The sequence below is a fragment of the Gallaecimonas mangrovi genome, from assembly GCF_003367375.1.
Taxonomy (GTDB): domain Bacteria; phylum Pseudomonadota; class Gammaproteobacteria; order Enterobacterales; family Gallaecimonadaceae; genus Gallaecimonas; species Gallaecimonas mangrovi.
In genome coordinates this window covers 3,559,319-3,582,802 of the sequence record NZ_CP031416.1, presented here as the reverse complement: position 1 = coordinate 3,582,802, position 23,484 = coordinate 3,559,319, and the positions used below count along the sequence as shown (strand labels likewise).

At 52.9% G+C, this 23,484-nt stretch carries 19 protein-coding genes and 1 rRNA gene; 14 read left to right on the top strand and 6 right to left on the bottom strand.

The genetic code is table 11. The annotated features are described in order from the left end of the window. Nucleotides 1-2: 2 nt before the first annotated feature. Together rrf and DW350_RS16990 are read left to right on the top strand one after the other, a co-directional pair. Nucleotides 3-117, top strand: a 5S ribosomal RNA gene (rrf, locus tag DW350_RS16995). A 587-nt stretch (nt 118-704) separates the two neighbouring features. Beyond that, nucleotides 705-1,415, top strand: a complete 711-nt coding sequence (locus DW350_RS16990) for a hypothetical protein (RefSeq protein ID WP_152033004.1) — start codon at nt 705-707, stop codon at nt 1,413-1,415. A gap of 19 nt (nt 1,416-1,434) precedes the next feature. Here DW350_RS16990 and DW350_RS16985 read toward each other — a convergent pair whose 3' ends face one another. Then, the gene (locus tag DW350_RS16985) at nt 1,435-1,851 is read right to left on the bottom strand and encodes an Lrp/AsnC family transcriptional regulator (RefSeq protein WP_115720080.1); all 417 of its coding nucleotides are present in this window, start codon (nt 1,849-1,851) and stop codon (nt 1,435-1,437) included. A gap of 147 nt (nt 1,852-1,998) precedes the next feature. On the opposite strand from DW350_RS16985, the gene yjeH reads away from it, so the two are divergent. After that, a complete protein-coding gene (yjeH, locus tag DW350_RS16980; protein ID WP_115720079.1) occupies nt 1,999-3,267 on the top strand; it encodes an L-methionine/branched-chain amino acid transporter in 1,269 nt (422 codons plus the stop codon). 28 nt (nt 3,268-3,295) lie between these two features. Here yjeH and DW350_RS16975 read toward each other — a convergent pair whose 3' ends face one another. Beyond that, nucleotides 3,296-5,104, bottom strand: a complete 1,809-nt coding sequence (locus DW350_RS16975; RefSeq protein ID WP_115720078.1) for a cation:proton antiporter — start codon at nt 5,102-5,104, stop codon at nt 3,296-3,298. Between the two features lie 379 nt (nt 5,105-5,483). Between DW350_RS16975 and DW350_RS16970 the strand changes: the two genes are divergently transcribed. Together DW350_RS16970 and DW350_RS16965 are read left to right on the top strand one after the other, a co-directional pair. After that, complete coding sequence (locus tag DW350_RS16970; RefSeq protein ID WP_115720077.1) at nt 5,484-5,870, top strand: acyl-CoA thioesterase; 387 nt, start codon at nt 5,484-5,486, stop codon at nt 5,868-5,870. Between the two features lie 216 nt (nt 5,871-6,086). Continuing rightward, complete coding sequence (locus tag DW350_RS16965; protein ID WP_192954722.1) at nt 6,087-6,878, top strand: putative porin; 792 nt, start codon at nt 6,087-6,089, stop codon at nt 6,876-6,878. 54 nt (nt 6,879-6,932) lie between these two features. Here the strand turns inward: DW350_RS16965 and DW350_RS16960 are convergent, their stop codons facing one another. The 3 genes from DW350_RS16960 to uvrA form a co-directional block, all read right to left on the bottom strand. Continuing rightward, nucleotides 6,933-7,715, bottom strand: coding sequence for a hypothetical protein (locus tag DW350_RS16960; protein ID WP_152033003.1), 783 nt, complete (start codon nt 7,713-7,715; stop codon nt 6,933-6,935). 290 nt (nt 7,716-8,005) lie between these two features. Continuing rightward, a complete protein-coding gene (locus DW350_RS16955; RefSeq protein ID WP_226911345.1) occupies nt 8,006-8,635 on the bottom strand; it encodes an energy transducer TonB in 630 nt (209 codons plus the stop codon). A gap of 95 nt (nt 8,636-8,730) precedes the next feature. After that, nucleotides 8,731-11,547, bottom strand: coding sequence for an excinuclease ABC subunit UvrA (uvrA, locus tag DW350_RS16950; RefSeq protein WP_115720074.1), 2,817 nt, complete (start codon nt 11,545-11,547; stop codon nt 8,731-8,733). A gap of 204 nt (nt 11,548-11,751) precedes the next feature. On the opposite strand from uvrA, the gene DW350_RS16945 reads away from it, so the two are divergent. From DW350_RS16945 to DW350_RS16905, 9 genes are all read left to right on the top strand, one after another. Continuing rightward, entirely contained in the window at nt 11,752-13,032 is a 1,281-nt protein-coding gene (locus tag DW350_RS16945; protein ID WP_336406958.1) for an MFS transporter, read from the top strand. A gap of 17 nt (nt 13,033-13,049) precedes the next feature. Beyond that, nucleotides 13,050-13,757, top strand: a complete 708-nt coding sequence (gene ssb / locus DW350_RS16940) for a single-stranded DNA-binding protein (protein WP_115720072.1) — start codon at nt 13,050-13,052, stop codon at nt 13,755-13,757. Between the two features lie 186 nt (nt 13,758-13,943). Then, on the top strand, nt 13,944-14,465 hold the full coding sequence (locus tag DW350_RS16935) for a hypothetical protein (protein ID WP_152033002.1): 522 nt from the start codon (nt 13,944-13,946) through the stop codon (nt 14,463-14,465). A gap of 379 nt (nt 14,466-14,844) precedes the next feature. Continuing rightward, nucleotides 14,845-16,287: an efflux transporter outer membrane subunit gene (locus DW350_RS16930; RefSeq protein WP_115720070.1), complete on the top strand. Its 1,443-nt coding sequence runs from the start codon at nt 14,845-14,847 to the stop codon at nt 16,285-16,287. Further along, nucleotides 16,277-18,442 carry an FUSC family protein gene (locus DW350_RS16925; protein ID WP_115720069.1) on the top strand — a complete coding sequence of 722 codons (2,166 nt, stop codon included), beginning with the start codon at nt 16,277-16,279 and terminating at the stop codon, nt 18,440-18,442. Before DW350_RS16930 ends, DW350_RS16925 begins: the two co-directional genes overlap by 11 nt. Further along, entirely contained in the window at nt 18,429-18,641 is a 213-nt protein-coding gene (locus tag DW350_RS16920) for a DUF1656 domain-containing protein (protein ID WP_226911344.1), read from the top strand. Before DW350_RS16925 ends, DW350_RS16920 begins: the two co-directional genes overlap by 14 nt. Nucleotides 18,642-18,659: 18 nt before the next feature. Continuing rightward, nucleotides 18,660-19,535: an efflux RND transporter periplasmic adaptor subunit gene (locus DW350_RS16915; RefSeq protein ID WP_115720068.1), complete on the top strand. Its 876-nt coding sequence runs from the start codon at nt 18,660-18,662 to the stop codon at nt 19,533-19,535. A gap of 30 nt (nt 19,536-19,565) precedes the next feature. Continuing rightward, nucleotides 19,566-20,513 carry a LysR family transcriptional regulator gene (locus DW350_RS16910; protein ID WP_115720067.1) on the top strand — a complete coding sequence of 316 codons (948 nt, stop codon included), beginning with the start codon at nt 19,566-19,568 and terminating at the stop codon, nt 20,511-20,513. Nucleotides 20,514-20,715: 202 nt separating this feature from the next. Next, nucleotides 20,716-22,554, top strand: coding sequence for an EAL domain-containing protein (locus DW350_RS16905; RefSeq protein ID WP_115720066.1), 1,839 nt, complete (start codon nt 20,716-20,718; stop codon nt 22,552-22,554). On the opposite strand, the gene DW350_RS16900 is transcribed toward DW350_RS16905, so the two are convergent. Then, nucleotides 22,551-23,354, bottom strand: coding sequence for a 1-aminocyclopropane-1-carboxylate deaminase/D-cysteine desulfhydrase (locus DW350_RS16900; protein ID WP_264296811.1), 804 nt, complete (start codon nt 23,352-23,354; stop codon nt 22,551-22,553). The genes DW350_RS16905 and DW350_RS16900 overlap by 4 nt on opposite strands. Nucleotides 23,355-23,484 lie beyond the last annotated feature (130 nt).

The following is a 23,484-nucleotide window of genomic DNA, read 5'->3' as shown; positions in this document are numbered from 1 at the left end:
CGCCTGGCGGCAATAGCGCTGTGGAACCACCTGACTCCATTCCGAACTCAGAAGTGAAACGCAGTTGCGCCGATGGTAGTGTGGCATTCGCCATGTGAGAGTAGGTCACTGCCAGGCACCTAATAAGCACCAAGGCCCAGTCTTACGACTGGGCCTTTTTGTTTGTCTGCTGTCTGATAATCACTGCTCGCACATGGCGAAACAGATAAGCCGCTGCCGCCGGCAGCGTCCTTCCCGAGGTGAGAGGAGGGCGAGTGCGGTTAACAGCCCAAGCAAATGGTTTTGCTTGGGCCCGTAACGAGCGGGTCACGCTCTGCGCGGCCCTGGCTACTGCCAGGCACCTAATATGAAACGCAAAACCCCCGACCGAAAGGCCGGGGGTTTTTGCATTTGGGCTACGCTCGGCTTTGACCCACCCTCACTTCACGGCCAAGCGCCGATGTGCAAAATCGTTCCCGACGATTTGGTCGCCATGGGATGCCGCTTTAATAGCATACGAGCGTAGCGTGGCAAGCCAGTCACGCGCCACGCTCTACCCTCCGACTACATCAAGAACCCCAGCCTATCAGCTGGGGTTCTTTCGTTTCGGGGGTAGCTATTGCCGGTCTTTATTGGTTTTGCACAGCATGACGATGAAAAGCGATTTAAATTTTCCGCGAGATCTACAGCTAGACTGATTAGAGGCAGTTTTCAGGGATAGAAAAATGTGGCGGCGATTAGTTTGTGTAATGTGTTTAATACCGTGCTTGGTAGCGGCGGAAGAAAAGTTAGCCGAAGATCCTACCCGGGTCGAAACCAAGCTCGGCCTCAGCTATGACGATGCTTTTAATCTGTCGGCGTCTTTTGCTTTTGATGCGGCACGGAAAATTAATGCCAGTATTAATAAAGATGCCAGTGAATGGCGCTTGGGCGGTTCATGGTTGTTCCCGGTGGGCATTGTTAACTTTAGTTTTGGCCGTAACGAGTTTACGAGCGGGGCTCATCAAACTCACTACAGTGTTGGCACTTTTATTCCGTTGAGTTATTTCGGCTTTAAACCCTTTGGCATAGAGATCTTTCCGGCGGCGGGTTATTCCCACAATAATGGTGAAATTATTTGCCGTGGAAATACCCAAAGCAGCAGCTTTTGCCATGGCTTGAGTAATAACTTGGATATTGGCTTAGTAACACTACCGGTAAAAAGTAACGGCGGTTATTTGGGGATGTTTGCCTTAAAACCGATAACCCCAGCACTTACACTGATTTTGGCAGCAGGGTCAGCGAAAGGCTCGAACCATTACTCTGGACATGCCTTTGGGGCGGGTTTAGGGCTGCGTATTAACGAGCGCCAATCCTGTCATTTTTTGGCTTACAGCACCGACAATTCTTATGGCAGTGAAAGCCATTTGGGTCTGTCTTACAAATACACCTTTTAGCTGCCGGTATGATGGTGGATTAGAAATTCCATTCCTTCATCACTACGTGTGTTTTGACCCGCTGCATTTTCGGGTAGTTCTCGATAATGGCGCGGATCTCAATTAAGCGTTCCATTGTGGCAGCCTCAATATAAACCAACATATCGGTTTCACCACTAATGCCGCTACAACGCTTTATCTCGGGTATGGCGCGCATCCGTTCGGCATACTGCTCACAGCGGCTCTCACCGTAAAAGAGCTCGAGAAAGGCCTTCACCGGCTGACTAGGTGCCGCAATTTGCGCATGGTAGCCCTGGATAACGCCGCAGCTTTCTAACTGTCGAATACGGTCGCTGACGGCGCTGCGAGATAGATTTACCTCGCGGGCAATGGCGGCCACAGACAGGCGCGCATCCTTTCGTAGCAGCGTGAGTATTTGCTGGTCGAACTTATCCACGTTTGTCCTCGGTTGCGGATATCGGCAATGTACCGGCGTTTTTCGTCAATGTGCAGGTGATTGCCGACGCTTTGCTTAGCGTCTTTGCAGGCTTTGCACACTACCATAAACCATCAGCGTTATACCCCATCTTGTAGATAGAAAACCATGAGCCGATTAAACAAGGAATTGAGCCTTTTGCAGGGCGTAGGTTTATTAACAACGTCCCTGTTGGGAACCGGTATTTTTATCGTCCCTGCTGTTGCGGCTTCTATTGCTGGCCAGGCGTCGTTGTGGGCTTGGCTGATCCTCATTGTGCTGGTGTTACCCATTGCTTTTACCTTTGCCCAACTCGGTAAGAACTTCCCCCATGCCGGTGGTGCCCCACACCTGATTGGCCGCGCTTTTGGTGCCAGAATGGAAAGGGCCACAGCTTTTTTATTTCTAGCGGTAATGCCCGTTGGCTTGCCCGCAGCGCTGAATATTGCCTCCGGTTTTTGGCACGGGCTGTTTGCCCTTTCTAACGCCCAAGTGCTGGCTATTCAGCTGGGCACCTTGGGGCTAATGTGGCTGCTTGGGCAGCGGCCTGCCCGCGCTTCTGGTGTGGTGCAAACCCTGATTGCAGTCATCATTATTGCCACCGTGGCCAGCTTTTGGTGGTTAGGGGATTTACCTTCACCCGAGCAGCCCCTGTTACCACGCCAGCACCTGGCGTTAGCCAATATTCCTGCCGCCTTAGCCGTGATGTTTTGGTGTTTTGTAGGCATCGAAGCCTTTGCGCACATGGGAGAGGAATTTAAAAACCCGCGGCGCGATTTTCCCTTGGCGTTATTGATTGGCGTGCTGTTGGCTGGCTTGGTGTACTGGGCCTGTTCTGTTGCGGTATTACGCTTTTCGGCCTTTGGCAGCGAGCAAGCAAATGGCAGTTCCATGCCCCATATTATTGCGCTTTTAATGGGGGAAAAGGCCAAATGGTTAGCCGCTGTTGTTGGTTATTTAGCCTGCTTTGCCTCTATCAACATCTACGTACAAGGTTTTGCACGACTACTGTGGAGCTTGGCTGACGAAGGCAAGTTGCCCACGACTTTAGCGAGGCGCAATCGCCATGGCGTGCCAGCCGGGGCGTTATTGATGGTGGTTGTTATTTGTTGCCTTTGTACCTTGCTGGCGTGGTGGCAGCATTTGTCTATCAGCGAGCTTATCTGTTATGCCAATGGTAACTTTGTGGTGGTTTATCTGTTGAGTATGGCGGCGGGCTGCAAGCTACTTAATGGTATTTGGCGCTGGGTTGGTGCTGTTAGCGCGCTATTGTGTTTACTGACGTTGTTGGTGCTTGGGTGGCAGATGTTTTATGCCTTGGGGGCTTTGGTACTTTTCTTAGTGATTACGGTGATAAGGGATTGGCGAAAACGGCAATTACAGCTGCAACACACATAAAGAAAAGGCCCCAGGTTGGGGCCTTTTCTTATGCTGCGTTTTGCGTTTCCTTTTCCTGCGGCGGCAGCAGTGAAATGATCACCTCATCTACTTCTGCTTTTTGATCTTCATTGATAATTGGGTTTAAAAAGCCTTTTTTATCAATAACAAAAAGCGGCAATGCTTCTTTTTGTTTTTCCCGGTAAGCCGCCCAGTCAAAGGCTTCTTTGAGCTTGGTGCTTTTAACCTGCCAGCCTTGCATTAACAAGCTATTGAGCTTGGCAAAGGTGCAGTCTTCGGAAAAGAGGATTTGCCTGGCCCTGAAGGTGGCACTTTCCTGGTTGGCAAAGCCTTTACCTTGTGAAGAGCGAATAGAGAACACCTTACCGGCACCAAACAGGTAAGCGAAATGGGTAATGGCATTGGCATTCTGGTGGCGGTTAGGTGATAGGGCATACACCTGGCGAATGGATGAAAAATCCAGTACGGCTTCGGCTTGTTCTGACTGGGGGTTACCGTAATAAACATCCAGCCCTTCCATTCGGGCCAGACGGTAGTTTTCCCATACCGGGTCGGCCAGCAGTACTTGGATCTCCATTTTTTTAAGTGACTGGGCCACCGCCCGTGCTAGTGAGTTGGCACCGATAATAAGCACCCCTTTTGGGGCGTCACGTACTACGCCAAGAAGCTTGGCGATGGGGCCTGCCGTTAGGCTTTGCAGCACCACAGTGGAGATGATCACCGCAAAAGACAGCGAGACCAGCTTGCTGGCATCGGCCACACCGGCTTGTTCTAAGCGCAGGGCAAATAACGAACTCACGGCTGCCGCCACAATGCCGCGCGGCGCTATCCAGGATAAAAAGGCCTTATCGCGCCAGCTGAGCTTGCGGGTCCAGGCTGATGCCATGACACACAGCGGACGTGCAACAAACTGCACCACCAGCAGCAGTGCCACCAATGGCCAGCCCAGCGCCACTAAATTGTTCAGGTTGACCCTGGCCGCCAGCAGAATAAAGAGCGCTGAGATAAGGATGACCGACAAGTCTTCCTTAAACTCCATGATGTCATCGATATCCAGGTCACTTTTGTTGGCCAGGTACATGCCCATGATAGTGACCGTTAGCAGCCCCGACTCGTGCTGTAGCTGCTCGGAAATGGCATAAGAAAGCAGCACTATTGCCAGCACACCAATTTTGCGCAGGTACAGTGGTAGCCAGCCCTTTTTAAGAGCCGAGGCCGTGACCATGCCTGCCAACAGGCCTAAAGCACCGCCCAGCAAGATGGTTTTACCGAGAATACCAAGGCTGTGTAATACCGCGACCTGTTGACTGGACTGAATGATCACCAGCTCAAACATCAGTACCGCAAAAATGGCCCCTAAGGGGTCAATAATGATGCCTTCCCAGCGTAGCACCCTGTCCAGTTCTGCCCGTGGCCTGATGGTTCTGAGCAGCGGTGCTACCACGGTCGGGCCGGTAACCACCATCACCGCACCAAACAGCAAGGAGACTTGCAAGGAGATGCCCAGTAGCCAATGGCAAGCGGTAGCCAAGATGGCAAAGGTGATAAGCATGCCAACAGTGACCAGGTTGCGTACCACATTGACCAGGCCTCTGATCTCATGCAGCCGCAGGGTTAAGGCGCCTTCAAACAGAATGATGGCAACAGCGATAGACACCAAAGGAAACAAGGTTTCCCCCAGCAGCAAGTCAGGGTTCAGGCTGTGGATGCCGGGTCCCAATAACAAACCTGCAGCGAGCAGGAATAAAATGGCCGGTAACTTAAGGCGCCAAGCCAACCACTGGGCGGCAAGAGAAATGGCGGCAATAAGTGAAAGTGCCAGGGCGAGGTCCGTCATGGGTCAGGCTCTTTGAAAGTATTCAGGAAAATCCTAGCCATTGCGGCAGGCCCGGTAAAGGACAAATGCGCCAATTGCTTGATATAGCGGCATTCATTGCTGGTGATTTGCGAGTGATCACATGGCATTGCTTAACTGGCGAACAATGCAGTCTATTTCAGAGGGTGGGCTGTGCCAGCTAAGGTGGCCAATTCACAGCGCTGTTCGGCCCGTTATTAGAACCCGGCGTGTTGTACGTTAAACGCCCGGCCTCATCGACAGCGGGAGCGCAGACGCGTCGCGACGTAAACAGAGTGCTGTGGCTTAATGGGTTCACCCGCGTGGCATCGAAGAGCACTAAGGCTTTATGCTGGTGCCATGTTGTACCAAGGAGCAGTTCATGTTTGAAATGACCTTAATGCCCCGCTTTCAGGAAACCGATGCCCTGGGGCATATTAATAACACCGTGCCGGCGGCTTGGTTTGAAATTGGCCGCGAGCCGGTGTTTCGTTTTTTTACCCCCGACCTTGATGTCCATAAATGGCGGCTCATCGTCGCGGGCTATCAAATTCAATTTAAAGCCGAACTCTTTTATGGCAAAGAAGTGACCATTCGCACCCGCATTAGCTATATCGGCAACAGCTCGTTTCGTTTATTACAGCAGGCTTATCAGGATGGGCAGCTTTGCGTAGAAGGAGAAACAACCATGGTGCATTTCGACCATAAGGCAAAAAGCTCTGTGCCTTTACCGGCTGATATTCGCCAGCAGTTGGAGAAACATTTATAACAGCGGCTAAAGCTGGTAAAACACACTCCAGCTGAAGAAAACATAAAAAGTAGCGTAATTACAGTATCTTGGGCTTTCTTTGTTTGTGTTTTATTAACTTTTGTTATGTTTTTGGTTTTTTATGACAAAACCCTAAACTGACGTGCCGTTAGAGCTGAGAGATTACGAAAAGCACACTATTTTGTGTGCGCTGCTTTGCCATTAAGGAGTATGCACATGAAAAAGTTGCTTTTCCCTTTGACACTTTGCGCAGCCGCTGTGGCTGCCCCTGTTATGGCTGATACCTATCAGTCTGAAGTTTCCGCCGGTTATTCTGACCACACCGACGCCTCCAATGCTGATGTATGGGGCCTGGGTGCCAAGGTTTTCCTGATGCCGGTTGATACCGACAACGGTCCTTATGAGCTGAATAGCTTTTTAAGCCACGCTAGCTACCTGCAAGGTGGCATGGCCTTTAATGACAACCTCGACCAATACCTGCTGGGCGGGCGTTTGGTAACCAGTACTGACATGGTGCTGGATGTTCAATACAAAGGCCTGGACTTTGATCACGGCGAAGATGCCGATCAGTACAGTGTGGCGCTGGGCGGTTATGTGAACCAAAGTTCGCTGGTGAGCCTTTACTATAAAGGCTTAGATTGGGGTCGTAATGACGCCAACACCTGGGGCGCTCGGGTAAAATCCTACATGCCGTTGGTGGCCGACAGCGGGCTGTTGCTTAAAACCGATTTAAGCAACAGTAATGTTGACCATGCCACGGATGTTTTTGCTTGGGATATTAGCGGCGACTACTTCTTTAATAAGCAGTTGTCAGCAGGTCTCGGTATGGATTACATCAACGCCAGTAATGACCAGGTGGCTTACGTGGTGCAAGGCCATCACGACACCACTTACTATGCCAATGCCAGTTACTGGTTTAACCCCCGCGCCAATGTTTCAGTTGGGGTAAACAAAACCCGTGGTGATAACGGCATGGGCTGGATGGTTAAAGGCGCTTATCGTTTCTAAAAGCGTATTGTCGCCAATAAAAAAGCCGCCTAATGGCGGCTTTTTTATTAGAAGCTAGAAGCGATAACCTATTTTAATGTGCCAGGCGGCACCTTCACCGTCGCTAATGGAACTGGTGAAACTGACCTTAGCTTGGGGCGCAAACCAATAGCTAGTACCCACTTCATACTGCGTTTTATCAATGCCTTTGACCAGCTCGACCATCTCGCGGTCGTCGGTATCCACAAAGGTCATACCGGCACCAACCGACCAGCTATTAGTGAAGAAAAAGGCGGCTTCCCCTTTGGCGACGAAAGCGTCATAACCGCCGCTACCGTTGATGCGGCTGATATCACTGGTCACCCAAAGACCACTGGTACCGGCAGACAAGTAACGGCTAAAGGTAATACCAAAGGTATCGGCGCTGACGGGGCCACCGTTTAAACGGTGGTAATAACCGGTCAGTAGGGTGCTGTCATCAAGGTAACGGCCGCCTTCCAAGTAATAACTACGGGAGTGCGTTTCGTCATCGGGCCGGTCTTCCTCGGCGCCGATACCCACTACCCAGTTATCGGAGTTAACTAGCCGCGAGCTGCCCTTATAAACATCTAAGGCATCGCTTTTATCGACGTTAAAACTGACGTAACCGGTGCGGCTTAAAAAACCATTGAGGGCGTAAGGGCCGTTATCGGTAGAGACGGCTTGAAAATACTGGGTAACACCGTATTGCCAGGTTTCTTCATTACTACTGCCGTTATAACTGTCATGGCCGACATTCAATTCGGTGTAGTAATTGTCAGCCCAGCTTGGCAGGGACATTACGGCTAATGCCGCGGGAATTAGAAGGGCGCTTCTCATTGTCTACTCTCAGGCAACCTTATGACTAGGGGCTCACCACTGGGAGTCTCTTAATCGCATGTACGCTGCAAAAATATGCAATGCAAAGTATCACATCATGTTGATTATTTAATCAAAATGATGCGTAAAATTAAGAAAATCACCCCGCCGCCACACGGTCTTAATTTCGGTGCGGCGCGTTGTCTACAAAGCCACTAGCGACTCACGGTAGGCGCTAACTTTAATTTCTTGCGTCTGCTCTGGCAAATCGAAATGTGTGGCGGCGCAGCCTTGTACTGCGCCGCAGGGCGTTATGCGGGCTGATTTAATTTAAAATCCAACACCACTTCTTGGTTAGTTAACGGTGCTGGTTTGCCCGCCTTTATTTGCGGTTTATAGCGCCACTTGCGTAAGGCTTCGATGGCAGCGCGGTCAAAGAGATGCCGCGGATAGGCATCAACAACATGGATGTCATCTACTAGGCCTGCGGTATTAATAGAAAAACGTAACTTCACCCAGCCTTCTTTACCATCGCGAGCCGCGGCGGGTGGGTAACGCGGCTCCATGCGCAGCATGGGTGTGGCTTCGCCATCCTGGCTGCCGTTGAACGTGGGTTTGGCAAGGGTAGGTTGGGGTGGCGTTAACTGCGCTGTAAGCAGCTGTGGATCGCCGCTCATTACCGGGGTAACGGCGCTGGGACGGCTTGGTGCTAGGGTTTCAATACCTGGCACCGCTATTGCCTTGGGTTTGGGCAGTTGAGGCCCGGGCTTGGCTTGGGGGGGCTTTGGTGGTGGCAGTGTCGCCGCTGTCACTTGCACTTGGGATTGGGGGGCCGGTGAAGCCCATCTGTCGCCGTGTTGACGTATCAGTTGTGTCATAAAAAACAGACAAGCCAGGGTAGCTATGATTGCCAGGCTTGCTGCGGACAGGTATCTGGTCATAAACGCCTCTGCTGTGGATGAACGTCAGTTCCAGAAAGCGTGTTTTTTGCATAGTTGTCAATAACTAAGAAAAAGGCGCCGTCGGCGCCTTTTTCTTACAACATAGGTTTTAAAAACCGTGCCGTATGGCTGGAAGGGTGCTCTGCCACGGCCTCCGGGGTGCCAGCAGTGAGAATTTGGCCACCACCGCTGCCGCCTTCTGGGCCTAAATCCACTATCCAATCTGCGGTTTTGATCACATCCAGATTGTGCTCGATAACCACAATGGTGTTGCCGTGGTCGCGTAAGCGATGCAGCACATCCAATAGCAGCTGGATGTCGGCAAAGTGCAGGCCTGTGGTCGGTTCATCAAGAATGTAAAGGGTTTGGCCGGTGTCGCGTTTGGACAATTCTCTGGCCAGTTTCACCCTTTGTGCTTCACCGCCTGACAGGGTCGTAGCGCTTTGGCCAAGACGAATATAGGAAAGCCCCACATCCATCAAGGTTTGCAGTTTGCGCGCCACCGCCGGAATGGGGTCGAAGAACTCGCGGGCTTCCTCGATGGTCATTTCCAGCACCTGGTGAATGTTTTTGCCCTTGTAAGTCACTTCCAGGGTTTCGCGGTTATAGCGTTTCCCCTTGCAGACATCACAAGGTACATAGACGTCTGGTAGGAAGTGCATCTCGACTTTAATAACCCCGTCACCCTGGCAGGCTTCGCAGCGGCCACCCTTAACGTTGAAACTAAAGCGCCCTGGCTGGTAGCCGCGGGCACGGGCCTCTTGAGTGCCAGCAAAGAGTTCACGCACCGGGGTAAAAATACCGGTGTAGGTTGCAGGGTTTGAACGTGGCGTGCGGCCGATGGGGCTTTGGTCGATATCCACTACCTTGTCGCACAGGTCGAGGCCAATCAGTTCTTTATAGGGTGCCGGCTCTTCACCTTCGCCTTTATTGAGCTGGCGATGGGCTAACCGGAACAAGGTGTCGTTAATCAGGGTGGACTTACCGGAACCCGATACACCGGTGATACAGGTCAGCAGCCCCAACGGCACCTTTAAATCCACTTCTTTGAGGTTGTTACCGCTGGCCCCTTTGAGTTCTATCCAGCCTTTTTCCGGCGTTTGGCGCTTAGTGGGAACCGCAATTTTTTTCTCACCGCTAAGGTATTGGCCGGTTAGTGAGTCCTTGTTAGCCGCCACTTCTGCTGGGGTGCCGGCGGCGATCACTTCACCACCGTGTACGCCGGCGCCAGGGCCAATGTCCACTACATAGTCAGCAGCGCGAATGGCGTCTTCATCGTGCTCTACCACCAACACGGTGTTGCCGAGGTTACGCAGGTGCACCAAGGTATCGAGTAGCCGTTCGTTGTCGCGCTGGTGCAGGCCAATGCTGGGCTCGTCCAGCACGTACATAACGCCCACCAGGCCTGCGCCAATTTGTGAAGCCAGGCGAATACGCTGCGCTTCCCCGCCGGAAAGGGTGTCGGCGCTGCGTGACAAGGTCAGGTAGTTAAGGCCAACGTTCACCAGGAAGTGCAGGCGGTCACGAATTTCTTTGAGGATTTTTTCGGCGATCTGCGCCTTTTGGCCTGCCAGTGCTAACTCGTTAAAAAAGCCCAGGCAATCGCCAATGCTAAATTCAGACACTTCCGGCAGGTTTTTATTGGCCACAAACACGTTACGGGCTTCTTCGCGCAGCCGCGTGCCATGGCAGCTGGGGCAGGGTTGGTTGGCCAAATATTTTGCCAATTCTTCCCGCACGGTGTTGGAGTCGGTTTCCTTGTAACGCCGCTCCATGTTGGGGATCACCCCCTCAAAGGCATGCTTGCGAGTCACAATATCGCCGCGGTCGTTAACGTATTTAAAGGCCACTTCTTTGTTGCCAGAACCGTACAAAACAATGTCTTGTGCCTTTTTCGGCAGACTGTCGAAGGGTTCGTCCAGCGGGAACTCAAACTGCTCGGAAAGCGATTTGAGCATCTGGTAGTAGTAGAAGTTACGTTTGTCCCAACCGCGGATAGCGCCGCCGGCCAGGGAAATTTCGCCGTTAACAATGACCTTGTTCTCATCAAAGAACTGGCGTACCCCTAAGCCGTCACAGCTGGGGCAGGCACCGGCCGGGTTATTAAAGGAAAAAAGCCGCGGTTCGAGCTCGGTCATCGAGTAGCCGCAATGGGGGCAGGCAAAATTGGAGGAGAACACCAAGTCGACGCTGTCGTCGTCCATGCTCACCACACGGGCGGTGCCGCCGGTCAGCGCCAGTGCGGTTTCAAAACTTTCGGCCAGGCGTTGCTGCAGGTCGTCGCGCACTTTGAAACGGTCTACCACCACTTCAATGGTGTGTTTCTTTTGTAGCTCCAGCGCCGGTGGATCGGAAAGGTCGCACACTTCACCGTCAATGACGGCGCGAATGTAACCCTGGGCGGCCAAGTTACCCAGCAGCTTAACGTGTTCACCCTTGCGGTCTTTTATTACCGGCGCCAGTAGCATCAGCTTGCTGTCTACCGGTTCGGCCAGCACTTTATCGACCATCTGGCTGACGGTTTGCGCAGCCAGCGGTACATGGTGTGTTGGGCAGCGTGGTTCACCTACCCGGGCAAACAACAACCGTAAATAATCGTGGATCTCGGTAATGGTACCCACGGTGGAACGGGGGTTGTGGGAGGTGGACTTTTGCTCAATGGAAATGGCCGGGGACAGGCCTTCAATATGGTCTACATCTGGTTTTTCCATCAATGACAGAAATTGGCGGGCATAGGCTGAGAGCGACTCTACATACCGCCGCTGGCCCTCGGCATAGAGGGTGTCAAAAGCCAGTGAAGATTTTCCGGAACCAGACAAGCCGGTGATCACGATGAGTTTATCCCTGGGCAAGTCCAGGCTGATGTTTTTCAGGTTGTGGGTACGTGCGCCGCGAACCGATATTTTGTCCATAACGTCCTGCTTCAACCACTTATCAGACTACAAGCGATCAAGTATCGCACAGCCGCCCGTTTAGCCCAATGGCTGTGCTATGATGACGCCCTCTCTTAATTCCGCGTAGTTTTAGTTATGTCAAAATCAGGTCTGACGAGCACGGAATATCGTGCTGCATTCTCACTGGCCTCGGTCTTTTCCCTGCGGATGTTGGGGCTTTTCATGATCCTGCCGGTCTTCGCCCTCTATGGTAAGCATCTTCAAGGTTATTCCCCGTTATGGGTCGGCTTGGCCATCGGTGCCTATGGTCTGACTCAGGCCATTTTACAAATCCCGATGGGGATGGCTTCCGACAAGTTCGGGCGCCGCAAAATCATCGTTATTGGCTTGCTGGTCTTTGCTATTGGTTCTGCCGTTGCCGCGTCTTCTGACAGCGTTATTGGCGTGGTGATTGGCCGCGCCTTGCAGGGCGCCGGTGCCATTGCGTCAGCCATTTTGGCTTTGGCGGCCGATTTGAGTCGTGATGAAAAACGGCCCAAAGTGATGGCCATTATCGGTGTTTCCATCGGTACTTCTTTTGCCATCGCCATGGTCGTTGGCCCTATCTTGGCTTCCCATTGGGGGCTATCCGGGCTGTTTTGGTTAACGGCTGCACTGGCCATTGTCGGTATTGGTGTCGTGCAACTGGCGGTGCCAAAAGTGGTGAGTCACGCCCCGAAAGGCGACACCATGCCAGCACCGAAACGCCTTGGCAAAATGCTCAAAGATCCGCAGCTTATCCGTTTGGATCTCGGTATCTTCTTACTGCATTTTTTGCTGACGTCTATTTTTGTGGTGATGCCAGCGATGCTGGTAAAAGCCGGGCTGCCGTCTGACCGGCATTGGGAGCTTTATTTCCCCATCGTGGTCATTGCCTTTTTTGGTATGGTGCCGATGATCATCATTGCCGAGAAAAAGCACATGTCACGGCAGATGGTGCAAATTGCCCTGGTGATCATGCTGGCGGCGTTGGGTTCTGCCTGGTTCCTTAAACACTGGCTGTGGGGCCTGATTTTGGCACTGCTGCTGTTCTTTGTGGCCTTCAACTTCCTTGAAGCCACCTTGCCGGCACTGATTGCCCGCATTGCCCCGGCCGGTGACAAAGGCAGCGCAATGGGGATCTACTCCTCATCTCAGTTCCTTGGCGCCTTTTTTGGTGGCAGCTTGGCGGGTGCCATGGCAGAGTATGCCAATAAGCAAGGCGTGCTGCTCATGGCCGCCGTTCTGGTGCTACTGTGGTTATGGATGAGCCGTGGTATGCGCCACCCCAGTAACCTGAAATCCGTTAGCCTCAACGCCGACCATATTGTTGGCCGCGAGCAGCAGTTGGCGTCGGGCCTTTCGGCCTTGCCAGGGGTGCTGGAAGTCAACGTAATGGCTGACGAATCAGCTATTTACCTTAAAGTTAATACACAAGAATTTGATTTAGCCAAGGCCCGCGATTTGCTGGCCGAGGCCGGTTAGGTTAGTCAGGAGCAAAGATGGCCAGTCGAGGCATTAACAAAGTCATTATTGTCGGCAACCTGGGTGGTGACCCGGAAGTACGTTACATGCCCAACGGCAATGCCGTCGCAAATTTCACCGTCGCCACCAGTGAAAGCTGGAAAGACAAGCAAACCGGTGAGCAAAAAGAGCTAACCGAGTGGCACCGCATGGTGATCTACGGCCGTTTGGCCGAGATAGCCGGCGAGTACCTGCGTAAAGGCTCCAAGGTGTACCTGGAAGGGCGCCTGCAAACCCGCAAATGGACTGGCCAAGACGGCCAGGACCGTTACACCACCGAGATCATTGCTAACGAAATGCAGATGCTCGACAGCCGCCAAGGCGGCCAACAAGGTGGTGGTTTTGGCGGTGGTGCCCAGCAAGGCGGCGGTTTTGCCGGTGGTCAAGGCCAAGCTGGCCAACAAGGCGCAGGCCAAGGTGGCTTCGGTAACGCACCGCAGGGTGGCCAAAGTGGCGGCTTCCAGCAAAAGCCAGCGCAAGGCGGCTTTAGTGGTGGCCAGCAAGGTGGCGCTCCCCAGGGCGGCAATCAGGGCAACTTTGGTAATAACAACCAAGGCCAGGGTAATAACTTTGCTGGTGGTAATCGCCCGCAGCAAGGCAATTACAACGCCCCGAACAAACCGCAGCAAGGTGGTTACGGTAGCGACGAGCCGTCAATGGACTTTGACGACGATATCCCGTTCTAAGGGACTCGTTAAAAAAAGCCCCGCAATGCGGGGCTTTTTTATGGCTGCGCATCGGTAATGCGCTTTTCTTATCAATGCCTGCTTTGGCTTTTGCTGGCGACGTCACAGACGTTGTTAAATGAGCGGCGTAGTTTGCAAAAGGTATTGATTTAATAAGAAAATAACGCACTAACGAAAGGAAAAAAGATGACAAGGATGCTATGCCTGTTGGCATTATTTACGTTTCCGGCGTTAGCCGATAGCTGCCAGACACTCTATCAGCAGCATCTAGCAACCGATATGACGCTGAGCTACCAGCAGTTTGATCAAACGATGGGCCAAGGCTTTCGGCCATTGGTGGCAAATAAGTGTTACCCACAGGCCGCTGAGCTTATCGCCCAATATATTGCTAAGACGCATCATCCCCAATCTTCCTTGGTGTGGCACTTAGCGCAAATGCAGGGTCTTTCTGGTCATTATCAGGCCGCTATTACTAACGCAAACAAGGTGCTTATCAGTCCCGAACAGCAAGCGGCGTCGGCGCTTGACTGGAACGACTTTGTGCATGCCAACATTGCTTTTTGGCAACGGAATAAAAAGCAATTGCTGCATTTTCGTGAGCAGCTAGCGATGGCTGAAAAGATCAAACCTAATATCATCAATTTACGGTATTTAGACCGTCTTATCAGTCACTTTGATAAGCCTTATGCGGATATCTTCCCCGGCTAAAGTCCTACAAGACCGCTTTAATCAATAGCAGGCAAGAAACAGCTCGTTGCCGTTATTAGTACGATTATTGCGGCAAAGCATAAGTCACTTTTGCGGGTAAGTTATCGGCGGTTATTTTGTTTAAGGTTTTGTTATTGCTAAATTTAGTTTCTATTTTTCTTTAGCTTGGTCCGCTGGTTAATTAAGCATTACTGCTTATCCTGTAATAGTGACTTGCTTGCTACTCTCTTCATCTTGCCGCCGAGGGCCTGTAAATTAGCCGACCCTTGCGCTCAATGACGCAAACTCATTTTTCCGACTCTGGGAATTGTCAAACGTGGATCTTTCTTCGACACGCCGCAGGCTTGCTCTTGGTGGTGTTTTTGCATTGTCTGTAACAATGACTGGCTGTATTAGCTCTGAAGGCCTGGGCCCACAAGCGGACCCACAGGCGGCTGAGGCTATGGCATACGGTAATGCGATTAAAACGGCCCAGAAAGATGCTGCTTGGCCCAAGCAACAATGGTGGAAGGCACTTGGCGACCCGCAATTAGATAATTGGGTTGGCAAAGCGGTGGCAAACAGCCCAACCATGGCCGAGGCGCAAGCGCGTATTCGCAATGCCATGGCCGTTGCTGGCCTTACCGCCGGGAGCAGCACCCCAAAACTGAACGTTGACGCCAGTATCAAACGGCACAAGTGGGCCACCGATAACTTTTATGGCCCGGGTGAGCTGACGGGTGCCAATACTTGGGACAATAGCCTTGGCTTAGGTTTTTCCTACGTGCTGGATTTTTGGGGCCGGGAAAAAAATAAAACCGAGGCGGCCCTTAACCGTGCCCAGGTGACGGTGGCTGAAAGCCAAGCGTCGCAGCTAAGCCTGGAATCGCAAATGGTGAAGGCTTACATCGCCTTTTCTTACGACTATGCCGAACGCGACGTGAAACAGGCGCTGCTCAAGCAGCAGCAACATATTCTGGCGCTGGTTAAGCAGCGGCTGGATGGTGGCCTTGGCACCGAGCTCGACGTAGCCCAGGCCCAGGCGCCGATCCCGGCGATGGAACAAGCGCTGGAAGATGTGAATGAACGCCTGGCGCTAAGCCGCAATGCCATTGCTGTGTTGGCCGGACTTTCCCCGGCGGCCGGGGCGCAGTTAAAACGGCCGGCCATGAATTTAACCCAGGCACCGAGCATTCCGTCGGTGGTGCCGCTGGCATTGGTTGGCCACAGGCCCGACGTGGTGGCTAGCCGTTGGCTGGTAGCGTCCTATGCGCGGGATATCGATGCCGCCAAGGCCGACTTTTATCCTAATATTAACCTGGCGGCCAGCGTTGGCCTGTCAGCGGTGAATGGCAACATTCTGAATTTTCTTGATAAAGACAAGTTCACCTACACCGCAGGCCCGGTGTTGTCGCTGCCGATTTTAGACGGTGATACCCGCCGTGACACCTTGGCGTCTTACAGCGCGGGTTATGACATTGCGGTCGCCAAATACCGGCAAACCCTGCTTGGGGCGCTTAAGGGCATTTCCGACCAACTTATCCGCCTGCATTCCCTTGATAAGCAGCAGCAATTGGCAGCCAAAGCGGTTGCGGTAGCGCAGCAAAGCTACGATTTAACCCTGAAGTCTTATCAAGGTGGCTTAAGCACCTATATGGATGTGCTTAATACAGAGCAAAACCTGTTTACGCAAAAACTGGTGGTTGAACATCTGGTTGCCTCTCGCCTGGCGGCCCATGCGGCCTTGCAGGTTGCCTTAGGTGGCGGCTTGGATGACGACAAAGACAGCCCGCAGGCCAAACAGATGAAGCCCACTAAGGTAGCAATCCGTCATGACCACTGAGGTTCGCCAGTGGCTGCCTAGTCTCGACGACTGGCGCCAGGCTTTTACAGCCTGGGCCAGAACCGATGGCGTGAACTGGATTTATCTGTTCAAACTGGTGCTGGCGGCGTCCCTAACCTTGTCGTTGGCGATGGCGCTACAAATGCAGCGCCCCAGCACTGCCATGATCACCGTGTTTGTGGTGATGCAGCCGCAATCGGGGCAGGTAATAGCCAAAGGCATGGCGCGGTTGGTTGGTACCGTGATCGGCTTGTCGGTCATGGTGGTGTTGGTGAGCTTATTTGCGCAGCAGCGCTGGCTGTTTTTAGGCGCCATGGCGCTGTGGATAGGCTTTTGTTTAACCGGTGCCTCCCGCTACCGTGACATGCGTTTTTACGCGTTTGTGTTGTCTGGCTATACCGCAGCCCTGATTGGTTTACCCGCCACTATTCACCCGGAAACGGCGGTGATGCAGGCCATCTGGCGGGTGCTGGAAATTAGCTTGGCTATTTTCACCACTACCCTGGTTAGCGTGTTGGTGTTTCCGCAAAGCACCAATGCGGCGCTACGCAGCGCCATTGGCAGCCGTTTCGGGCGCTTTGCCGGTTTTGTTATCGCGCATTTAGACGGCAAAGACGCCGGGGTGCTTCGCAAAATCAACGTTGAGTTTGCAGCGCAAGCGGTGGGCCTTGAGAACATGCGTTCGGCCTCGGCCGTTGAAGACCCCAATACCCGGTTACGAAACCGCCGGCTTATTCACCTTAATAATGACTTCCTGGGGCTGTTAACGCGGTTTAACGGCTTGCACCGCCAGCTTAATCGCCTGCACGAGCACGAGCTAGAGATGGTCATTGCGGCGCTGGCACCTGCTCTTGAAAGCGTAAAAGCCGAACTGGCGCCGTGGCCGGATCAGTCGATGAATGCCAAAGAAGCGGGCGACATGGCTGAAAAGCTCGAGGCTTTTTTACCGCAGTTGATGCAGTGCATTCGTGAGGCTCGCCAGCAGTTTGTGGCGCAGTACTCTGAACATGCCATGTTGCTTGAGTTCAATACCACTGCCGAGCTTTTGTTCCAGTTTTGTGCCGGCCTGCAGGGGTATATGCGCTCGCACCATGCCCTGGCAAACCCGCACCACCATAGTGAAAGCCTGCCTGGCGACTTTGCTTCAAAAACCAATTTGCTGGCGTCGCTGGTTGCCGGTGGCCGGGTGGCGTTGGCTATTTTTCTCGGTGGCGCCATTTGGTTTGCACTGGATTGGAAAGCTGGGCCCTATTTGCTGGCCAACGTTGCCGCCATTAGCTGTTTGGCCTCCGGGATGCCGAACCCTTCAAAAATGGCGGTGCAAATGGCCATTGGCACCTTGCTTGGCGGCATTTTCGGGGTGCTGGAAAGCGTTTATGTTTTTCCGATGATAGACGGTTTGCCACTGCTGCTAATGGCTACTCTACCGGTCATTTTGCTGGGCGGCTGGTTAACCTTAAACCCGGCGCGGATGGGTATCGGTTTGGGCTTGATGGTGATGTTCACCATGGGCTCCATTCCCAATAACCCGGCCGTTTATGACCCGCTTAGCGTTATCAGTAATTACACCGGCCTGTTTTTGGGCTCGGTACTGACAGCGGTGATTGCCAGTGTCATTTTGCCGCCAGCCAGTGGCTGGATGTGGTGGACTTTGGAACGTGAGTTACGCAACACCTTATCGATGGTCAGCGAAGATGACTTAGATGGCCTTAGTGGCCGTTTCGAAAGCCGTTGCCGCGACGTCTTGAGCCAAGCCTATGGGCTGTCGGCCCGGCGCCCAGACATTCAAACCGAGTTGGTGCAGTGGAGCCTTATCGTACAGGAGGTGGGGCACGCGATGATCAATTGGCGCCAGGAGCTCAAGCAGATGAATGCGGCAGATGCCAAAGCTTGGGGGCCAGAGCTAAGGCAATTGTCTGAGCGGTTAACGGCGCTATTTGCCAATCCGTCGATGGCGGCGTTAACCCAGGCCCAAGATCAGGTACATGACATGATTTTGCGTATTCATGGCCACCTGGATGAACAGGATCATTTTGATCGCTCTTCGCTCAGGCGGACCTTGAGTTTTCTGCACTTTGTTCGCACCACGCTGCTGGATAGGTACTCCATCCTCCAACGTAAATGTTTGAAAGGAGCCGAAGATGTTCGCCATTGATTGGTTCAGAGAGTCGGCCATGGAAGGGTTACTGGTGCCGACCCTGATGCTGATTTTTATCTCAGCTCTGTTTGTTACCTTTGCTTGTGATTGGTTGATAACGCGGTTGGGTCTTTACGATTTGGTATGGCACGCCTCCCTGTTCCGGGTGTCGTTGTTTGTGTTGATTTTCAGCGGTCTAGCACTGCTTATTTATTAATTTTTTGGCGATAGCATTATGAAACTGAAATCGGTTATCAGCTTTGCTGTTACATTAGTCATACTGTGTGCGGCGATAGCAATGGGCCATAGTTTGTGGCGTCACTATATGGACGCTCCCTGGACCCGCGACGGGCGGGTGAGGGCCAACATTATTAATGTGGCTTCTGACGTGTCTGGCCGGGTGGTAGAAATGCCGGTGAAAGATAACCAGGAAGTGAAAAAAGGCGACCTGCTGATGCGCATTGACCCCGATAAATATCAGATCGCGGTCGAGCAAGCACAAGCCTTGGTTGATGCCCGTAAAGCGGCCATGAACATGCGCGATGCCGACGCCAAGCGTCGTATTGCCCTTGACCGCAAAGTGGTATCCCGTGAAAGCCTGGACGACGCGTCCAATGCCGCTAATGTTGCCAAAGCCGAATACAAACAGGCGTTGGCGCAGCTGGATGAAGCCAAGTGGAACCTGTCACGCACTGAGGTAAGAGCACCGGTTGACGGTTATGTTACCAACCTCAATGTGCATCAGGGCGACTACGCCACCGCAGGTCAGCCGCAGTTGGCCGTAGTCGACAAGCATTCTTATTGGGTTTATGGCTATTTCGAAGAAAATAAATTGCCAAAAATCCAGGTTGGGGCACCGGTACGCATCGAATTGATGAGTGGCCAGGTGCTCAAAGGACACGTAGACAGTATTACCAGAGCGATTTACGACCGGGATAACCCGCAAAGTCGTGAGCTGGTTGCCGATGTGAACCCCACCTTTACTTGGGTACGTCTGGCGCAGCGCATTCCAGTGCGGGTACATATCGATAAGATCCCCAAAGGCCTGGTATTGGCTGCAGGTACTACTGCCACCGTGATTGTTGAGCCTCGCGAGCCTCGGGCTGGCTGAGTCTCTGTACCCCGTTTTATAGGAGAGATGATGGATATACTGCACAATATGCGAGTTTTCGTGCAGGTTGCCGAAACAGGCAGTTACACAGCGGCAGCGACCATTCTGGATTCTACAACTGCCAGTGTGTCCCGCGCCGTGAGTAATCTAGAAGCTCACCTTCAAGCTCGACTGTTACACCGTTCCACCCGCCGTTTAGCGCTGACCGAAGTAGGTCAGCGTTATTTATTACGCTGCCAGCAAATTCTGCCCATTATTGAAGAAGCAGAAGCCGAGGCTTCCGATGCACATGCCCGCCCCCGGGGCGTGTTGCGCCTGCATTCCATGACCGGCGTTGGCCAGCATTACGCTATTCGGGCCATCAACCATTACCGCGATATGTTCAACGAGGTCACCTTTGAGTTGACCTTGGCCAACCGTATTCCTGACTTGTTGGAAGAAGGCTACGACATCGCCATTGTGCTTAGTACCCAACTGCCCAACTCTAGCTTGATTTCACGGGTGATTGGTCGCACCTACAGCGTGCTTTGTGCTTCCCCTGAATATCTGAAGCTTCGCGGCGAGCCGAAAACGCCAGAAGAACTTAAAGAGCATGACTGCCTGCGTTTGGTCAGCCCGGTGCTGCCGATGGACAACTGGGAAATGGAAGGCCCCGACGGCCAGTTAACCGTTGAGCTTGGGCCGTCACCACTGCAAGTGAACGTGGGCGATGCCATTGCTGAAGCCGCCGCTGGCGGTTTAGGCATTGCGGCGTTACCGCTGTATTCGGCAGTGGATATGTTGCAGCGGGGCGAATTGGTAAGAGTGTTGCCGGAATACCGGCTGCAAGATTTGAACATTCACGCCCTTTACCCGTCGCGCCAATACCTTGATGCCAAGGTCAAAACCTGGGTTGAGCTATTGCAGCAATCGATTCCCAGCTGGATAGCGCAAGACGAGAAGATGATTCAAGAGCTCAGCCTTTCTCGGCGTATCTAAGGCCGCCTAACAACCAGGCTGACCTTCAACAATGTTGTTGTTCAGTCTGGTTCAAGTGATGTAAAAGCCGCTTTTTAAAACGTCTTACTGGCCTTCAACAAAGTGCGAGCTGTGCCTAAGTGCTTTAAAAATAAATGGTCTTCGCCTTGGCCTTTGTCTATTCATCCGTTTAAATAAAAACAAATAGCAATCGACATGGCTTATGGAAAAGCGTCTTCCTTTTATCGTTGTCTTGCTGCTAGCCGTGGTATTAGCGGTAGTGGGCGTGCGTTGGCTGGTACAGATCCTTGGGCACCAACAGCACGATGCACACATGCTGGCCAAGGCCCGGCAACTTTCACGGGTGATAAGCCTTTATCCCCAGCTCCCCCCCGGCCCGGTGTGGGAAGCGCTGACTAACGACAGCGACATCCATATAGCGGTGCTCTATGTCGATGGCAAGCCGGTGATGGAAACACGTGCTGACTCACCCGGCAGTGGCCAATATCAACGTTTGCAATTGCGGCTCAGTAACGAGCGGCTGCTGAGTTTTTCCTTCAACCACCACCCGCTGCCGTGGCAACTGGTACTCACGGCGATGACGCCGATGCTATTGGCTTTTGTACTGCTACTGTGGCTACTGCTGCGGTTGGTACGCCATTGTCTTGGCCAGCGCCAAGAAATCTATGCCTTTGAAAAAGAAGTAAAACAGAACCAAATTGCCAGCAGCGGTACCTTCCCTGAAGTGCGCCAGGCCCTATTAACCTTGCAGCGCCGCGTTCACACCCTGGAATCTCAGCAGCAGCAAATAGACAGCTTGTTGCACAGCGCTGCTTGGCTGGATGAGGAAAGTGGTCTTGGTAACCGTTTGTTCTTCGAGCAACGCTTGGCTAGTTGGTTACAAGAGCTGGAGGGCAATCGCATTGGCTGTGTGATGCTGCTCGAGCTCAGTAACCTAGATAAGGTAAAAGCAGACGCACTCAGCCAATGGCGGCAGGGATTGGTCAGCTTGTTGCACGACAAAGCCGCCCTTTGGCCGGACGCGGTGCTGGCCCGCGTTGATGAAGACGAATACGCACTGTTGTTGCCGCAAATGCCCAGTAAAGAAGGGCAGGCCTTTGCCTTGGGGCTACTGAGTGACGTGCAGCGCTTACAAACCCCTTCGCCGTTTCCGGCTGAAGATTGGGTGCACCTGGGGTGGACGCTTTATCAGGCCGGTGACGAAGCCAGTAGCTTGCTGGATAAAACCGAAATGGCCCTGCGTGCGGCGCAGCTGCAGGGCGAAAACGCCATCATGACCGCCGATGTTGAATCGATGCCGCAGCTGGAAACCGGCAGCGTGCGTTGGCGCACCTTGTTAGAGCAGGTGCTTGCTCGTAAAGCCATTATGCTGGCCAGTGAACCGGTGCACAGCCTGGATGGCAACATTAATCATCTACGGGTAAGAGCGCTTATCAACGACCCTAAGGGTAAGCAAATCGACGATAGCGTCTTTATGCCAATGGCGTGCCGGGTTGGCCAGGAAGAACCCTTGATGCGGCTTTGCTTGCAGCAACTATTGGGGCGCCTGGGCCATGCCCGCAACCGCGGGCACCGCTTGGCGTTTCGACTTTGTGTCGATGCCCTGTTAAAAAATGGTTTTAACCGTTGGCTGCAACTGGCGCTAATGGAAGTGCGGGACCTATTGCCGCAGCTAACCTTGATTGTGACCGAGCATGAGCTTCAGCAGCATGGCAACAAGTTAATAGAGCCTTTGCAGCAGCTGAGTGCTATCGGGGTTGGCATCATGGTGGACCGCATCGCCAGCCATTCCCAGCAAGCCCAGTGGCAGCAAATTAAACCGCGAATGCTCAAGCTCCATGGCGCCATGGTGCGCCATATTCATCGTAATAGTGACCAACAACTTTGGGTGCAGCGGTTGGTACAAAAAGCGGTGGATACCAACACCGAAGTGCTGGCCAGCGGCATTGTCGACAACCAGGAACGGCTTTGTTTGCACCGGCTCGGTGTCAGTGGCGGTGACGGGCCCTTATTTGGCCATGGTGCCTGGGATTTACTTTAAGCCACCGGCCAGCGCCCTTGCTGGCGTAGCGCTTCTAACCCCTGCAAGCCGCCGGTGTGTATCAGCACAATGCGTTTGCCATCCAATAAGCCCGCTTGTAACTGCTGCCAAAATGCCAACAGCATTTTGCCGGTGTAGATGGGCTCAATCGGCAGGGCAAATTGTGCAGCCAAGTGCTGCATTTGTGCGGCCATTTGCGGTGTGAATTTACCAAAGCCCGGCCCTTCAAAACCGGTTAACAGGCGGTAATTTCGATGCTGGCACTGGCGTGTGCTGAGCAGTTCATCGATTTTGGTTGGCAGGCTGGCGTCTTTTACCGCGGCAACGCCGACGATTTCCCCTTGCCCCTTTGCACCAAAAACCAGCCCAGCCAATGTTCCCCCCGAGCCTACCGGCACCCAGATTTGATCCCAAGGCTCATCGAGATCTCTAACTAATTCTGCAACACCATCAAGGGCTTGTGGAGAAGACCCTCCTTCGGGCAGTAACAGCCAGCCAGGGCGCTGCCATTGGCCGAGCCTGGCGGGGTCGTGGCGTTTACGGTAATCCTCGCGGCTGACAAAAGTCAGTGCCATTCCAAGCTGTTGGCAGTGTGCCAACGTGGGGGTGAGTTGTTGATGGCCCCTGACCAAACCATGGGCGGCTAAGCCCTGGCGCTGGCAGGCGGCAGCGAGTGCCAAAAGATGATTGGAGTGTGGGCCACCAAAACTAATAACACCATGATAACAAAGTTCTTTTGCTACGCTTATTGGGTATTTGAGTTTTCGCCATTTATTGCCCGAAATTAAAGGATCAAGCAAGTCGTCTCTTTGGACGGTTACTAAAACCTTTTTTTTCGATAGGCTTGCCAATGTGATGCGTTGTTTAAGCGATTTGGACAAGGGTGTTATCACCTCGAGTGATACAGGGTTCGGCGCTGGACAGGGAGAA

What these genes read in the sequence shown, in the direction of transcription:
- DW350_RS16990 (WP_152033004.1), top strand. Translation starts at nt 705, where the DNA reads ATGTGGCGGCGATTAGTTTGTGTAATGTGTTTAATACCGTGCTTGGTA.
- yjeH (WP_115720079.1), top strand. Translation starts at nt 1,999, where the DNA reads ATGAGCCGATTAAACAAGGAATTGAGCCTTTTGCAGGGCGTAGGTTTA.
- DW350_RS16975 (WP_115720078.1), bottom strand. Translation starts at nt 5,104, where the DNA reads ATGACGGACCTCGCCCTGGCACTTTCACTTATTGCCGCCATTTCTCTT.
- DW350_RS16970 (WP_115720077.1), top strand. Translation starts at nt 5,484, where the DNA reads ATGTTTGAAATGACCTTAATGCCCCGCTTTCAGGAAACCGATGCCCTG.
- DW350_RS16965 (WP_192954722.1), top strand. Translation starts at nt 6,087, where the DNA reads ATGAAAAAGTTGCTTTTCCCTTTGACACTTTGCGCAGCCGCTGTGGCT.
- DW350_RS16960 (WP_152033003.1), bottom strand. Translation starts at nt 7,715, where the DNA reads ATGAGAAGCGCCCTTCTAATTCCCGCGGCATTAGCCGTAATGTCCCTG.
- DW350_RS16955 (WP_226911345.1), bottom strand. Translation starts at nt 8,635, where the DNA reads ATGACCAGATACCTGTCCGCAGCAAGCCTGGCAATCATAGCTACCCTG.
- uvrA (WP_115720074.1), bottom strand. Translation starts at nt 11,547, where the DNA reads ATGGACAAAATATCGGTTCGCGGCGCACGTACCCACAACCTGAAAAAC.
- DW350_RS16945 (WP_336406958.1), top strand. Translation starts at nt 11,752, where the DNA reads ATGATCCTGCCGGTCTTCGCCCTCTATGGTAAGCATCTTCAAGGTTAT.
- ssb (WP_115720072.1), top strand. Translation starts at nt 13,050, where the DNA reads ATGGCCAGTCGAGGCATTAACAAAGTCATTATTGTCGGCAACCTGGGT.
- DW350_RS16935 (WP_152033002.1), top strand. Translation starts at nt 13,944, where the DNA reads ATGACAAGGATGCTATGCCTGTTGGCATTATTTACGTTTCCGGCGTTA.
- DW350_RS16930 (WP_115720070.1), top strand. Translation starts at nt 14,845, where the DNA reads ATGACTGGCTGTATTAGCTCTGAAGGCCTGGGCCCACAAGCGGACCCA.
- DW350_RS16925 (WP_115720069.1), top strand. Translation starts at nt 16,277, where the DNA reads ATGACCACTGAGGTTCGCCAGTGGCTGCCTAGTCTCGACGACTGGCGC.
- DW350_RS16920 (WP_226911344.1), top strand. Translation starts at nt 18,429, where the DNA reads ATGTTCGCCATTGATTGGTTCAGAGAGTCGGCCATGGAAGGGTTACTG.
- DW350_RS16915 (WP_115720068.1), top strand. Translation starts at nt 18,660, where the DNA reads ATGAAACTGAAATCGGTTATCAGCTTTGCTGTTACATTAGTCATACTG.
- DW350_RS16910 (WP_115720067.1), top strand. Translation starts at nt 19,566, where the DNA reads ATGGATATACTGCACAATATGCGAGTTTTCGTGCAGGTTGCCGAAACA.
- DW350_RS16905 (WP_115720066.1), top strand. Translation starts at nt 20,716, where the DNA reads ATGGAAAAGCGTCTTCCTTTTATCGTTGTCTTGCTGCTAGCCGTGGTA.